General features: G+C 64.0%; 15 protein-coding genes. 12 read left to right on the top strand and 3 right to left on the bottom strand.

The window, feature by feature from the left end; translation table 11 throughout:
- Positions 1 to 11 precede the first annotated feature (11 nt).
- From G471_RS0114920 to G471_RS0114905, 4 genes are read left to right on the top strand one after another with little or no spacing between them, the layout of a single operon-like run.
- Positions 12 to 1,244: an argininosuccinate synthase gene (locus G471_RS0114920; protein ID WP_028996036.1), complete on the top strand. Its 1,233-nt coding sequence runs from the start codon at positions 12 to 14 to the stop codon at positions 1,242 to 1,244.
- A 3-nt stretch (positions 1,245 to 1,247) separates the two neighbouring features.
- Entirely contained in the window at positions 1,248 to 1,469 is a 222-nt protein-coding gene (locus tag G471_RS0114915; RefSeq protein ID WP_028996035.1) for a DUF2788 domain-containing protein, read from the top strand.
- Positions 1,469 to 1,780, top strand: a complete 312-nt coding sequence (ppnP, locus tag G471_RS0114910) for a pyrimidine/purine nucleoside phosphorylase (protein WP_028996034.1) — start codon at positions 1,469 to 1,471, stop codon at positions 1,778 to 1,780. Before G471_RS0114915 ends, ppnP begins: the two co-directional genes overlap by 1 nt.
- A 5-nt stretch (positions 1,781 to 1,785) precedes the next feature.
- Positions 1,786 to 2,280: a YajQ family cyclic di-GMP-binding protein gene (locus tag G471_RS0114905; protein ID WP_028996033.1), complete on the top strand. Its 495-nt coding sequence runs from the start codon at positions 1,786 to 1,788 to the stop codon at positions 2,278 to 2,280.
- A gap of 48 nt (positions 2,281 to 2,328) precedes the next feature.
- Here G471_RS0114905 and G471_RS0114900 read toward each other — a convergent pair whose 3' ends face one another.
- Positions 2,329 to 3,042: a type 1 glutamine amidotransferase gene (locus G471_RS0114900; protein ID WP_028996032.1), complete on the bottom strand. Its 714-nt coding sequence runs from the start codon at positions 3,040 to 3,042 to the stop codon at positions 2,329 to 2,331.
- Between G471_RS0114900 and G471_RS0114895 the strand changes: the two genes are divergently transcribed.
- The 7 genes from G471_RS0114895 to G471_RS0114865 all read left to right on the top strand — a co-directional run bounded on the left by G471_RS0114895 (position 3,026) and on the right by G471_RS0114865 (position 9,294).
- Positions 3,026 to 3,700, top strand: coding sequence for a retropepsin-like aspartic protease family protein (locus G471_RS0114895; RefSeq protein WP_081700296.1), 675 nt, complete (start codon positions 3,026 to 3,028; stop codon positions 3,698 to 3,700). The two genes, G471_RS0114900 and G471_RS0114895, sit on opposite strands and share 17 nt — an antisense overlap.
- Before the next feature lie 10 nt (positions 3,701 to 3,710).
- Positions 3,711 to 3,965, top strand: a complete 255-nt coding sequence (locus G471_RS0114890) for a hypothetical protein (RefSeq protein WP_028996030.1) — start codon at positions 3,711 to 3,713, stop codon at positions 3,963 to 3,965.
- On the top strand, positions 3,962 to 4,552 hold the full coding sequence (locus tag G471_RS17945; protein ID WP_043421682.1) for a CoA pyrophosphatase: 591 nt from the start codon (positions 3,962 to 3,964) through the stop codon (positions 4,550 to 4,552). Before G471_RS0114890 ends, G471_RS17945 begins: the two co-directional genes overlap by 4 nt.
- A gap of 45 nt (positions 4,553 to 4,597) precedes the next feature.
- The gene (locus G471_RS0114880; protein ID WP_028996029.1) at positions 4,598 to 5,521 is read left to right on the top strand and encodes a CobD/CbiB family protein; all 924 of its coding nucleotides are present in this window, start codon (positions 4,598 to 4,600) and stop codon (positions 5,519 to 5,521) included.
- 25 nt (positions 5,522 to 5,546) lie between these two features.
- A complete protein-coding gene (locus G471_RS0114875) occupies positions 5,547 to 6,728 on the top strand; it encodes an acetyl-CoA C-acyltransferase family protein (RefSeq protein WP_028996028.1) in 1,182 nt (393 codons plus the stop codon).
- 200 nt (positions 6,729 to 6,928) lie between these two features.
- Positions 6,929 to 8,341, top strand: coding sequence for a circularly permuted type 2 ATP-grasp protein (locus tag G471_RS0114870; RefSeq protein WP_028996027.1), 1,413 nt, complete (start codon positions 6,929 to 6,931; stop codon positions 8,339 to 8,341).
- Positions 8,342 to 8,343: 2 nt separating this feature from the next.
- Positions 8,344 to 9,294: an alpha-E domain-containing protein gene (locus tag G471_RS0114865; RefSeq protein WP_028996026.1), complete on the top strand. Its 951-nt coding sequence runs from the start codon at positions 8,344 to 8,346 to the stop codon at positions 9,292 to 9,294.
- On the opposite strand, the gene G471_RS0114860 is transcribed toward G471_RS0114865, so the two are convergent.
- Positions 9,291 to 10,928 (bottom strand): Na/Pi cotransporter family protein, encoded by a 1,638-nt coding sequence (locus G471_RS0114860; protein WP_028996025.1) that lies wholly within the window; start codon positions 10,926 to 10,928, stop codon positions 9,291 to 9,293. The genes G471_RS0114865 and G471_RS0114860 overlap by 4 nt on opposite strands.
- A gap of 109 nt (positions 10,929 to 11,037) precedes the next feature.
- Between G471_RS0114860 and G471_RS0114855 the strand changes: the two genes are divergently transcribed.
- Entirely contained in the window at positions 11,038 to 12,252 is a 1,215-nt protein-coding gene (locus G471_RS0114855; protein WP_028996024.1) for a BaiN/RdsA family NAD(P)/FAD-dependent oxidoreductase, read from the top strand.
- Here G471_RS0114855 and G471_RS0114850 read toward each other — a convergent pair whose 3' ends face one another.
- Positions 12,253 to 13,866: an NAD(P)/FAD-dependent oxidoreductase gene (locus tag G471_RS0114850; protein WP_028996023.1), complete on the bottom strand. Its 1,614-nt coding sequence runs from the start codon at positions 13,864 to 13,866 to the stop codon at positions 12,253 to 12,255.
- Between the last annotated feature and the right edge of the window lie 3 nt (positions 13,867 to 13,869).

Below are 13,869 nucleotides of genomic sequence, written 5' to 3'. Positions count from 1 at the left end.
TGGAAAAGCAAATGAGCGACGTCAAGAAAGTGGTTCTCGCCTACTCGGGCGGTCTGGATACCTCGGTCATCCTCAAGTGGCTGCAGGATACCTATCAATGCGAGGTGGTGACCTTCACCGCCGACCTCGGTCAGGGCGAAGAGCTCGAGCCGGCGCGCGCCAAGGCGCTGAAGTTCGGCATCAAGCCGGAAAACATCTTCATCGACGACCTGCGCGAGGAGTTCGTGCGCGACTTCGTCTTCCCGATGTTCCGCGCCAACACCGTCTATGAAGGCGAATACCTGCTCGGCACCTCGATCGCCCGCCCGCTGATCGCCAAGCGCTTGATCGACATCACCAACCTGACCGGTGCCGACGCCATTTCGCACGGCGCCACCGGCAAGGGCAACGACCAGGTCCGCTTCGAGCTCGGCGCCTACGCGCTCAAGCCGGGCGTCAAGGTCATCGCCCCGTGGCGTGAGTGGGACCTGCTGTCGCGCGAAAAGCTGCTCGCCTACGCCGAACAGCACGGCATCCCGGTCGAGATGAAGCACAAGCAGGGCGGCTCGCCGTACTCGATGGACGCCAACCTGCTGCACATCTCCTACGAAGGCCGTCACCTGGAAGACCCGGCGGCCGAAGCCGAGGAAAGCATGTGGCGGTGGACGGTGTCGCCGGAAGCGGCACCCGATGCGGCCGAATACCTCGACATCGAATACGAGAAGGGCGACATCGTTGCGCTGAACGGCGAACGCCTGAGCCCGGCCCAGGTGCTGACCAAGCTCAACCAGCTCGGCGGCAAGCACGGCATCGGCCGCCTCGACCTGGTCGAGAACCGCTACGTCGGCATGAAGTCGCGCGGCTGCTACGAAACCCCGGGCGGCACGATCATGCTGCGCGCCCACCGCGCCATCGAGTCGGTCACCCTCGACCGCGAAGTCGCCCACCTCAAGGACGACCTGATGCCGCGTTACGCCAGCCTGGTGTACAACGGCTACTGGTGGAGCCCGGAACGCGTCGCGCTGCAGACCCTGATCGACCACACCCAACAGAACGTCAACGGCTTCGTCCGCGTCAAGCTGTACAAGGGCAATGTGATCGTCGTCGGCCGCGATTCCAAGACCGATTCGCTGTTCGACTCGACCATCGCCACCTTCGAGGACGACGCTGGCGCCTACGACCAGAAGGATGCCGGTGGCTTCATCAAGCTCAATGCGCTGCGCATGCGCATTGCCGCTAATCTCAAGGCACGCAAGGGCGGTTGATCGGTGGAAGGTACTGTATTCGGCTTCAACGAGGAGCAGATCGCCGACTTTTTCTCGACCTGGGGCGTCGGCGCCTTCATCCTGTTCATGCTGTTCATCATCGGCGAAATCGCCTGGAAGTCGAAAGCCGGCAAGACCGGGACCTTCGTCCTGTTCTTCGTGCTGGCTTTCGGCATGGTCGGTTTCATCGCCAAATCCATTATTGAAAAACTCTGGGGTATCTGATGTCTCAATTCGACAACGTTTCCGTGGTCAAGGCTGCCAACGTCTATTTCGACGGCAAGTGCGTCAGCCACACCGTCATCCTCGCCGATGGCACCAAGAAGACCGTCGGCGTGATCCTGCCGTCGTCGCTGACCTTCAACACCGGCGCACCGGAAGTCATGGAAGGCGTCGGGGGTTCCTGCCGCGTCAAGCTCAAGGGCGAGAGCGAGTGGAAGACCTACGGCGCCGGTGAGTCGTTCAACGTGCCGGGCAATTCCAGCTTCGAGATCGCCTGCGACGCGCCTTACCACTACGTCTGCCATTTCGAGTAATCGCCATGCCGAGCTTTGACTTCACCTCCGAAGCGGACATGGTGGCGTTGAAGAATGCCGTCGACGTCACCTCGCGCCAGATCGATAACCGCTACGACTTCAAGGGCACCTCGGCCAAGGTCGAGTTGAACGAGAAGGACAAGCTGATCACCTTGTGGGGCGACTCCGACTTTCAGCTCGACCAGATCAAGGACCTGCTTTTCCCGGCACTGGAAAAGAAGGAAAAGGACAGCGTCAAGCGGCTCGATGCGCAGAAGGTGCAGAGCGTTTCCGGCAACAAGGCCAAGCAGGAACTGAAGATCCGCGATGGCATCGACAGCGAGCTGGCCAAGAAGATCGTCAAGCTGATCAAGGACGCCAAGCTCAAGGCGCAAGCCTCGATCCAGGGCGACGCGGTGCGGGTGTCGGGCAAGAAGATCGACGAACTGCGCGAAGCGATTGCGCTGGTCCGCTCGAAAATCACCGATTTCCCGATCAAGGACGGCAACTACCGCGATTGATCGCAGGAGAATCGCTCAGGAAAGGCGGCTGCGGCCGCCTTTTTCCATTCAGTGGCGCAGGCCCTTGATCCAGACCGAGTAGAGCTGTTCCGACAACTGGCGCATCACCGGCAGCTGGGCGGCAATGTCGGCCTGCATTTCAGCCGGCGTCTGGGCGCTGGGCTGGTCGGCCACCGACAGCGCTTCGTCGGCCCATTGCTCGCACCAGGTGGCGATCATTTCCGGCGTCATCTCGACGTGGCACTGCATGCCCAGGTGCGGACCGAGCACGTACATCTGGTTGGTGCAGTAGGCATTGCCGAACAGCCGGGTGGCGCCGGGCGGGATGCTGAAGGTTTCGCCGTGCCACTGGAACACCGTGCCCGTCCGGCCGGCCAGTTCGCCCAGCCAGTGGCGGGCGGTTGCGTCGTCCTGCGCGTCGGCCGTGCCCCAGCCGATTTCCTTGACCGGGTTCCGGGTCACCTGACCGCCGAGGGCCTTGCTGATCAGCTGGCCGCCCAGACAGTGACCGATCACCGGGATGTCGCGGGCGACCGCGTCGCGGATCAGCGCGCAGACCAGGGCGATCCAGGGCAGTGGGTCGTTCACGCTCATCGGCCCGCCCATGAAGCACAGGCCGGCGTAATCTTCGGCGCTGACGGGGACGGTTTCACCCTCGTCGATGGCGATCAATGTCCATGGAATCCCTTGCTGCTCAAGGAATATGGCAAAATAGCCCGGACCTTCGGTAGGGGAGTGACGAAAGATGGCGACCGGTTTCATGGCTGTGCTGCGCTTGGCGGGAAAGGGCGTTCATTTTACGCTCGCCGCGTTTTGTCTGTTGCTGTCCTCCGCGCTGACCGCGCAGGAAGTCGGCCTGGCCGGCATCATTGGCAGCAAGGCGCTGCTCAAGATCAACGGCGGGGCGCCGCGCGCGGTTCCCGTCGGGGCGACGGTCGATGGCGTCAAGGTCGTTTCGGTCCAGGGCGAGCAGGTGGTGGTCGAGATCAACGGTCGCAAGCGTCCGCTGAAGGTCGGGCAGAACGCAGTCGGCGTGGCTGCCAGCAGTGATTCCGACCGTCTGGTATTGCAGGCCGACGGGCAGGGACATTTCTTCACGACCGGGACGATCAACGGCGTGTCGGTACGCTTTCTGGTTGATACCGGGGCCAGCATGATTTCCCTGGGCGCCAGCGACGCGCGGCGCATGGGGCTGGATTTCAACCGTGGCCAGAAGGGCATTTCGCAGACCGCGAACGGCCAGGTCGTGGTCAGCAAGATACAACTTGATAATGTGCGGATCGGCGGCATGACACTGCATCAGGTCGATGCGGTGATCCACCAGACCGATCTGCCGATTGCGCTGCTGGGAATGAGTGTGCTCAACCGCATGGAGATGCAGCGTGACGGCAGCACGATGACGCTGAAAAGGCGCTTTTAGGAGAGAGAATATGCCGCAAAAAGATCAGGAAATCGCGCTCTTGCGTACCGAACTGGAAATGCTGATGCGCGAGCGCCAGTCGCTGTTGCGCGTGGTCGGCGCCAGCGCTGCGCTGATCGCCTCGCTCGACAGCAAGCGCCTGCCGGTCGGCGCCGTCGAGGCGGCCGACGTGGTGGCGACGGCGATCAACGGACTGCCGGAAGAAACGCTACAGGATGCACTGAACGCCGTGCATGCGGAAATCGAGGAAGGGCCGGTGGCTTGACCGAAGACGAACTGGTCCGTTTGCGCCGCAGCCTGCTGCCGGCGCCGGCAGCAGGGGAGGCAGTGATCGAGGATGGCGCTCGCAGCAGCGAGCTGACGCCGGCCGCCGTCCTGTTTCCCATCGTCCGGCGCGAACCGGGTTTCACTGTGCTGCTGACCCAGCGCACCGCGCACCTGCGCGATCATGCCGGGCAGGTGAGTTTTCCCGGCGGCCGGGTCGAGGCCGAGGACGCTTCGCCGCTGGAGACGGCCTTGCGCGAGACCGAGGAGGAAATCGGGCTGGCGCGCCGCCACGTCGATATCCTCGGTTACCTGCCGGAATATCGTACCGGTACCGGTTTTTGCGTGGTGCCCGTGGTCGGGCTGGTGACGCCGCCGTTCTCGTTGGCCCTCGATCCTTTCGAAGTGGCCGAGGTTTTCGAGGTGCCGCTGGCCTTCCTGCTCGATGAGGCCAATCACCAGCGCCATTCGGTTCATCTGCGCGGTGCCTTGCGTCATTATTATGCAATGCCCTACGGCGATCATTTCATCTGGGGAGCGACGGCTGGCATGATCCGCTCGCTGACCGAAAGGCTTGTGGTATCTTGATGCCTTGGCCTGGAACAAACCGCTGCGCAGGGTAATACACCGCCCATGAGTCTTTTTTCGTTGATCGCCGTCTTCCTGATCGAGCAATTCAAGCCGCTGGACTATCGGCGCATCGTCGCCGAGCCGCTGGGCTTGTGGGCCGGCTTCGTCGAGTCGAAGTTCAATGCCGGCAGCCGCCACCATGGCGTGGCCGCCTGGTTGATCGCCGTTCTCCTGCCGGTGGTGCTGGTCGGCCTGCTCTACGTCCTGCTGTATTCGCTGAACCCGCTGCTCGGCTGGCTGCTCAACGTCGGCGTCCTCTATCTGACCATGGGTTTTCGCCAGTTCAGCCACCATTACACGGAAATCCAGCTGGCGCTGCGTCTCGGCGACCTGGAACGGGCGCGTCAGTTGCTCGCCGATTGGCAGGGCATCGCCACCCAGGGCCTGAGTGCCCGCGATGTGTCCCGGCTGTCCATCGAGGGCGCGCTCGGTGCCTCGCATCGCCACGTCTTTGCTGTGCTGCTGTGGTTCATCCTGCTGCCCGGTCCTTGTGGCGCCTTGCTCTACCGTCTGGCGCTGATCGTGCGCGACCGTTGGACAGCCGATGCCCCGACGGCGCATAATGAATTTCCGATATTCTCCCGCCGGGCTTTCGGTATCATCGACTGGCTGCCTTTGCGGACTACGGCTGCGGCATTTGCCGTGGTCGGCGATTTCGAGGATGCGGTGCACTGCTGGCGAACCCAGCCGGCGCTGTGGCCAGACCGCGATCTCGGGATCGTGCTGGCCAGCGGCGCCGGCGCTCTTGGCGTGCAACTGGGCGGTTCGGTGATCGAAGAGGGCGAGGTCTCCGACCGCGCCGAACTCGGGATCGGCGATCCGGCCGATGTGGATTTCATGCAAAGTGCCGTCGGCCTGGTCTGGCGCGCTACTGTGCTATGGATGTTGTTGCTCTTTTTGTTGGGGCTTGCCAGTCTGGCGGGCTGAAAATAATTTTTAAGAGGAGTTCTACATGAGCAGAGAAGTTGTCGTTCTGAGCGCGGTCCGTTCCCCCATCGGTTCCTTTGGCGGCTCCCTGGCTGATTTCGATACCAGCGAACTGGCCGGTATCGTGATGAAGGAAGCGATTGCCCGCTCCGGCGTCGATCCCCAGCAGATCAATTACGTCACGGTGGGCACCACGATGCCGACCGATTCCCGTTATGCCTACGCCTCGCGCGTCGCCTCGATCCAGGCCGGCCTGCCGATGGAATCGGTGTCCATGCAGGTTTCCCGCCTGTGCGCCTCCGGTCTGCAGGGCATCGTCACCACCGCCCAGAACATCATGCTGAACGATGCCGACTACGGTATCGGCGGCGGTGTCGAAGTCATGTCCAAGGCTGCCTACCTGCTGCCGGCACTGCGTTCCGGTGCGCGCATGGGTGATACCAAGGCAATCGACTCGATGGTTGCCGTCCTGACCGACCCGTTCGGCGTCGGCCACATGGGCATCACTGCCGAAAACCTGGCTGCCAAGCACGGCATCAGCCGCGAAGAGCAGGATGCCTTCGCCGTTGAGTCGCAGCGTCGTGCCGCTGCTGCCCAGGATGCCGGTTACTTCCAGTCGCAGATCGTCCCCATCGTCAAGCAGACGCGCAAGGGTGACGTGGTTTTCGATGCCGACGAGTACATCAAGCGCGGCACCACGATGGAAACCCTGGCCAAGATGAAGCCGGCGTTCAAGAAGGACGGTACCGTTACCGCCGGTAACGCTTCCGGCATCAACGACGGCGCTGCCTTCTTCGTGCTGGCCGCCGCCGATGTCGCCGCCAAGGCTGGTTACAAGGCCCGTGCCCGTATCGCCGGTTACGCCGTTGCCGGCGTGCCGAACGACGTCATGGGCGAAGGTCCGATCCCGGCGACCAAGCTGGCGCTCAAGAAGGCCGGCCTGACGCTGGACCAGATGGACGTCATCGAATCGAACGAAGCCTTCGCCGCGCAAGCCCTGTCGGTGTCCAAGGTGCTCGGTCTCGATCCGGCCAAGACCAACCCGAACGGCGGCGCCATCGCCCTCGGCCACCCGGTTGGCTGTTCCGGTGCCTTCATTGCCACCAAGGCGTTGTACGAACTGGAACGCGTTGCCGGCAAGTACGCACTGGTCACCATGTGTATCGGTGGCGGTCAGGGTATCGCAGTCATCCTCGAGCGCGCCTGATCTCTTGCCTGCTTTGCCAAAAACCCGCCGGATCGCTCCGGCGGGTTTTTTTATTGGTGCGCACCATGTTGTCACTTCGCACCAGCATGGGGCGTGCATATTCATCGGAATTTCCTAATCCGCTGTTTCAATGAGGTTTTGGGTCGTGGCACGGTTTCTGCTGAATTGAAAACGAGAGCATCCTCATAAAAGAGTCGGACATGAACTTCTATAACGAGATGTACGACGCCGACGGTGGCGTCCGGGAGCACTACAAACGCTACGAAGCGTGGTTGAAGGAGACGCCGCCCGAGCGCATCGAGCGCAAGCGCGCCGAAGCCGATCTGGCTTTCCACCGCGTCGGCATCACCTTCGCCGTCTATGGCGAGGAGGCCGGCAAGGAGCGCCTGATTCCCTTCGACATCATTCCGCGCGTCATTCCGTCGAAGGAATGGAAGGCGATGGAACGCGGCATGCGCCAGCGGGTCAAGGCGCTGAACATGTTCCTGTGGGATATCTACCACGATCAGGAAATCCTCAAGGCGGGCAAGATCCCGGCCGAACAGGTACTGGACAACGCCCAGTACCGTGCGGTGATGAAGGGCGTCGACGTGCCGGCCGGCATCTACGCCCATATCGCCGGGGTCGACCTGGTCCGCGCCGGCGCCGGTGAGTTCTACGTGCTCGAAGACAACCTGCGCGTGCCGTCGGGTGTGTCGTACATGCTCGAAGACCGCAAGATGATGATGCGCCTGTTCCCGGAGCTGTTTGCCCGGCACAAGGTGGCACCGGTCCAGCACTACCCCGACATGCTGCTGGAAAAGCTGCGCGCCGTTGCGCCGCAGGGCATCACCGATCCGACCGTGGTCGTGCTGACGCCGGGGGCTTACAACAGCGCCTATTTCGAACACAGCTTCCTGGCCCAGCAAATGGGCGTCGAACTGGTTGAAGGCCGCGACCTTTTCGTCAAGGACGAGACGGTGTACATGCGCACGACGCAGGGTCCGCAACGCGTCGACGTGATCTATCGCCGGATCGATGACGACTTCCTCGATCCGCTCGCTTTCCGCGCCGATTCGGCGCTCGGCGTGCCCGGCATCCTCAAGGCCTACCAGGCCGGCAACGTGACCCTGTCGAACGCCATCGGCACCGGCGTCGCCGACGACAAGTCGATCTACCCCTATGTGCCGGAGATGATCCGTTTCTACCTCGGCGAGGAGCCCATCCTCAACAACGTGCCGACCTACATGTGCCGCAAGAAGGACGATCTGGCTTACGTGCTCGATCACCTGGGCGAACTGGTGGTCAAGGAAGTGCATGGCGCCGGCGGTTACGGCATGCTGGTCGGTCCGGCCTCGACCAGGGAGCAGATCGATAAATTCCGCCAGTTGCTGCTGGCCAAGCCGGACGGTTACATTGCCCAGCCGACGCTGGCCTTGTCCAACTGTCCGACCTTTGTCGAGGAAGGCATTGCGCCGCGCCACCTCGATTTGCGCCCCTTCGTGCTGTCGTCGGGCAAGTGCGTGAACATGGTGCCCGGCGGGCTGACCCGCGTCGCCCTGACCAAGGGCTCGCTCGTCGTCAATTCGTCGCAGGGCGGCGGTACCAAGGACACCTGGGTTCTGGAGGATTAATCATGCTGAGCCGAACTGCCGATCACCTGTTCTGGATGTCGCGCTACATCGAGCGCGCCGAAAACCTTGCCCGCCTGCTCGACGTCACCTGGCAGATGTCGCTGGTGCCCCAATCCGAAGAAGCCGCCAACCAGAGCTGGGCCGCGATCATCGCGTTGAACAGCCTGGAGGAGGCCTACGCCGCCAAGTACGACACGGTCAATGGCGAGAACGTGCTGCGTTTCATGGTCAGCGACCACGACAATTTCTCGTCGATCTACAGCTGCCTGCGCATGGCCCGCGAGAACGCGCATGCGGTGCGCGGCACGCTGACCACCGAGATGTGGGAAACGATGAACTCGACCTGGCTGGAAGCCCGTGAAAAGAGCTTCGAGCAGATCGTCAATGCCGGCGTCGGCGATTTCTTCGAGTGGGTCAAGCTGCGTTCCTCGCTGTCGCGCGGGACCACGCTGGGGACGTTGCTGCAGGACGAGGCCTTCCACTTCATCCGCCTTGGCACCTTGCTCGAACGTGCCGACAACACGGCGCGCATCCTCGACGTGAAATACCACGTCCTGCGTCCGCACGGGGAGGAAGAGGAAGCCACCGATTTCTACCAGTGGGGCGCCTTGCTCCGTTCGGTGTCGGCCTTCGAGGTCTATCGCAAGGTGTACCGCGATGTGATCACGCCGGAGCGGGTCGCCGAGCTGCTGATCCTCAACAGCGACATGCCGCGTTCGCTGCGCTTCTGCCTGAACGGCGTGGTCAAGAATCTCGAACTGCTGTCGAACAACCATTCCGGCGAAACCCTGCGCCAGGCCGGTCAGCTCTACTCGCAACTGCGTTACGGCCGGATCGAGGACATCCTCAAGGACGGCCTGCACGAGTGGCTGACCGACTTCATGGACCGCATCTACCTGATCGGCAACGGCATCAGCAAGGACTTCCTGGTGCCGATGGACGAAGCGGCCTAGGCGCTTTCCAGCGAGACGGGTGCGCTGCCGGCCACCGGGTCCAGGGTTTCCAGCATGCGGGCTGCCTTGTTCGCCTGTTCGACCAGGCGGCGCAGGGCGCTGAAACCGCTCATCAGTTCGTCCATCTGCTCGATCGGGATGCTGCCGGCAGCGCCCGCTTCGAGCAGTTTTGCTTTCAGCGCGTGGTAGGCCAGTTCGAAACCGCCCAGTTGTTCGGCTTCGGGCAGGGTCTGACCGGCGAGCAGGGGATCGACCCGTTCGAGCAGCCCGACGGCCTGGGCGGCCAGGCTGCGGCTTTCATCGACCAGGTCGTGAACGGCGATCAGCGGCAGCGTCGAATGAATCCGCCCGAGTTCGGCGCACAGTTCGTGGCAGGTATCGTAGTAGCGGTGCACGCGCAGCAGCGTCGCCAGGTTGTGCGCCGTGTCCTGGGGCATCGGATGCCGGTTGACCTCGGCAACGAAGTCGAGGATCGCCCGCGATAGCGGCGGGAAAGGATTGACCCGAGGCCAGGCGGCCGGGCCGGCACCATCCGGCGTGCTGCGCAGGCGGGCCATGTCGAGGACGATGTTGCCCAGCCGCGAGACTTCGCGGTGCAGGGCATCGACCGCCAGTGAAGGTACCGAGCCGACGTTGCGGTCGATGTAGTGCGGCCGGCCGATTTCCTCTTCCTCGGTCCGGAAGCGGCCTTCCAGGAAACGCGCCAGACGGCCGGTCAGCGGCCACATCAGGATCACCCCGAGCAGGTTGAAGACGGTATGGAACAGGGCCAGGCTGACGGCGGGCTGGGCACCGAGTTCGAGCCAGTCGCGCAGCATGCCGATCAGCGAGAGCAGCGCCGGCAGCATGAACAGGGCGACAATGCCAGTCAGGAAATTGAACATGACGTGGGCGGCGGCGGCCCGGCGTGCGTTCGGCGTGGCGCCGATGGCGGCGAGCAGGGCGGTGGCGGTGGTGCCGATGTTGGCGCCGATGACCGCGGCGGCGGCTTCATTCATCGGCAGGACGCCGGCTTCGGCCAGTGTGAGCACGATTGCCAGGACTGCGGCGGAGGCCTGCATGACCACGGTCAACAGCACCCCGGCCAGTACGAAGGCCAGGATCGACCAGATGCCGTGTCCGGAAAGGGCGCTCAGATCGAGCCCGCTGCCGCCGGCGGCAAAGGCCTGCTGCAGAAAACCGATGCCCAGGAACAGCACGCCGAAGCCGCCAATGGCGTTACCGACGGCGCCACGCCGGGTTTCCGCACCGGAAATGCGCAACATGATGCCGATGCCGATCAAGGGCAGCGCGGCCGCCTCGATTTTCAGCTTGAAGCCGATCACGGCGACCAGCCAGCCGGTGAAGGTGGTGCCGACATTCGAACCAAAGAACACCCACAGCGATTGTCCCAGCGGCAGCAGGCCGGCATTGACGAAGCCGATGGTGGCGACGGTGATCGCCGTCGATGACTGCACCAGGGCGGTCGAGAAAATGCCGAACAGCAGGCCGCGCAGCCGGGTCGCCGTCCAGGTGTGCAACAGGCTGGCCAGCGAGGGGCCCAGCGCCAGCTTCAGCCCGTCGGTCATCATCGTCATCCCGAGCAGGAAGAGGCCGATGCCGCCGAGCATGGCAGGCAGGTTGATTCCGTCCATAACGCACCATACTGTTTGTGTGTGCATAGCGTGGCGCCAGACGCCCGCGCCGTCAAGCATTGCGCCGATGTTAGAATGCGCCGCCTGATGCCGAGCGAAGCGATGTGCCATGCAATTTGACGTGATCATCATCGGTGCCGGTGCCGCCGGCATGATGTGTGCCGCCCAGGCCGGGGCCCGCGGGCGGCGCGTGCTGCTGGTCGACCATGCCGAAAAGCTCGGCGAGCGCATCCGGATTTCCGGCGGTGGCCGCTGCAATTTCACCAACCGCAGCGTCAGCGCCGACAACTACCTGTCGCAGAACCCGCATTTCTGCCGCTCGGCGCTGGCCCGTTTCACCCAGCACGATTTCATCGCGATGCTCGACAAGCGCCGCATCGCCTACCACGAGCGCGAACACGGCCAGTTGTTCTGCAACGATTCAGCCGAGGAAATCATCGCCATGCTGCGCGACGCCTGCGCGGATGCCGGCGTGCGCTGGGCGATGCCGTGCGCGGTGCAGGGCGTCGAGCGCCTGAGCAATGACGCGGCGCTGCCGTGGCGGGTGCTTAGCGATCAAGGAACATTCCGTAGCCAGTCGCTGGTCGTTGCCACCGGCGGCCTGGCGATCCCGAAAATCGGCGCTTCGCCCTTCGGTTATCAACTGGCCGAACAGTTTGCCATTCCCGTGGTGCCGCCGCGACCGGCATTGGTGCCGCTGGCGCTGGCACCGGAACTGCTCGAACCGCTGAAGCCGATGGCCGGCGCCACGCTCGATGCCAGTGCCAGCTTTTCCACGGCAGCCTTCCGCGAAAACGTGCTGATCACCCACCGCGGCCTGTCCGGCCCGGCCATCCTGCAGATTTCCAGCTACTGGCAGATGCAGGAATACGGCAGCGGCAAGAAACGGCCACTGGAAATCGACCTGCTGCCGGGCATCGACGCCGGCGACTGGCTGGAAGGACAGCGCCAGGGTCGGGTGCATCTGCCCAACTTGCTCGCCGAACGCCTGCCCCGGCGCTTCGCCCACGAGTGGTGTGCGCTGGTCGGTGGCGACAAGGCAGTCAGCCGGCCTATCGGTGAACTCGGCCGGCGCGACCTCGAACATATCGCCAGCCAGCTCAATGCCTGGTCGCTGATGCCGGCGGGCACGCTGGGTTTCGCCAAGGCCGAAGTCACGCTCGGCGGCGTGTCGACCGCGGCATTGTCGTCAAAAACCATGGCGGCGCGCGACGTGCCCGGCCTTTACTTCATCGGCGAAGTGGTCGATGTCACCGGCTGGCTGGGCGGCTACAACTTCCAGTGGGCCTGGTCGTCGGGCTGGGTGGCCGGTCAGTTCGCCTGATCAGGTTTGCGTCATTGCCCGGGCCACGGCTTCCGCCACCTTGATGCCATCGACGCCGGCCGACAGGATGCCGCCGGCGTAGCCGGCGCCTTCGCCGGCCGGGTAGAGGCCGCGGGTGTTGATGCTCTGGAAGTCGTCGCCGCGTTTGATGCGGATCGGTGACGAGGTGCGCGTCTCGACGCCGGTGAGTACCGCGTCGGCCATGGCGAAGCCGTGGATCTGGCGGTCGAAGGCGGGGATGGCTTCGCGCAGCGCGTCGATGACGAAGGCCGGTGCGCAAGTGCTGAGGTCGGTCATGTGCACGCCGGGCTGGTAGGACGGATCGACCTTGCCGAGTGCGGTCGACGGCCGGCCGGCGAGGAAGTCGCCGACGCGTTGCGCCGGCGCGTCGTAGTTGCTGCCGCCGGCGATGAAGGCCTGGCTCTCCCAGTGGCGCTGAAAATCGACGCCGGCCAGCGGGTTTTTACGGTAGTCGCCGGGGAAATCCTCGGGTTCGACATTGACCACCAGCGCCGAATTGGCGTTGCGCTCGGCGCGCGAGTACTGGCTCATGCCGTTGGTGACGACGCGGCCGGGTTCCGAGGTGGCGGCGACCACCTGGCCGCCCGGGCACATGCAGAAACTGTAGGCGGCGCGGCCGTTGGCGCAGTGGTGCACCAGCTTGTAGTCGGCGGCGCCGAGCAACTCGTTGCCGGCGTTGGGGCCGAAGCGGGCCTTGTCGATCAGCGTTTGCGGGTGCTCGATGCGGAAGCCGATGGCGAAGGGCTTGGCTTCGACATAGACGCCGCTGTCGTGAATCATCTGGAAGGTATCGCGGGCACTGTGGCCGATCGCCAGCACGACATGGCGGCTGGCGATGCGCTCGCCGCCGGCGAGCTCGACGCCTTCGATCTGGCCGTTGGCGATCTGCAGGCGCTCGACGCGGGCGCCGAAGCGAATTTCGCCGCCCAGCTCGCGGATCGTCGCGCGCATGTTCTCGACCATCTTGACCAGCCGGAAGGTGCCGATGTGCGGCTTGCTCACGAACATGATCTCTTCCGGCGCGCCGGCCTTGACGAACTCGGCCATGACCTTGCGTCCGAGGAAGTTCGGGTCCTTGATCTGGCTGTACAGCTTGCCGTCGGAGAAGGTACCGGCGCCGCCTTCGCCGAACTGGACGTTCGATTCCGGGTCGAGCACGTGCTTGCGCCACAGGCCCCAGGTGTCCTTGGTCCGCTCGCGCACGGCCTTGCCGCGTTCGAGGATGATCGGCCGGAAACCCATCTGCGCCAGCAGCAGCCCGGCCATCAGGCCACAGGGGCCCATGCCGATGACCACCGGGCGCTCGTTCAGGCCTTCGGGCGCGCGGGCGACGAAGTGGTAGTCCATGTCCGGCGTCGGCACGATGTGGCGGTCGTCCTTCAGGCGGGCAGCGACGCGGGCCTCATCGCGCAGTTCGACGTCGATCTGGTAGAGCAGGACGATGGCCGATTTCTTGCGCGCATCGTGGCTGCGCTTGAAGATCGTGTAGCCGATCAGTTCGTCGTCGGCGATGCCGAGCCGCGTACACAGCGCCGGGCGCAGGGCCTCCGGCGGGTGATCGAGCGGCAGCTTGAGTTCGGTCAGGCGCAACATGCC

This window comes from Azonexus hydrophilus DSM 23864, from assembly GCF_000429605.1.
GTDB lineage: Bacteria > Pseudomonadota > Gammaproteobacteria > Burkholderiales > Rhodocyclaceae > Azonexus > Azonexus hydrophilus.
The sequence above is the reverse complement of the archived record's forward strand: the minus strand, read 5'-3'. Positions and strand labels throughout refer to the sequence as shown.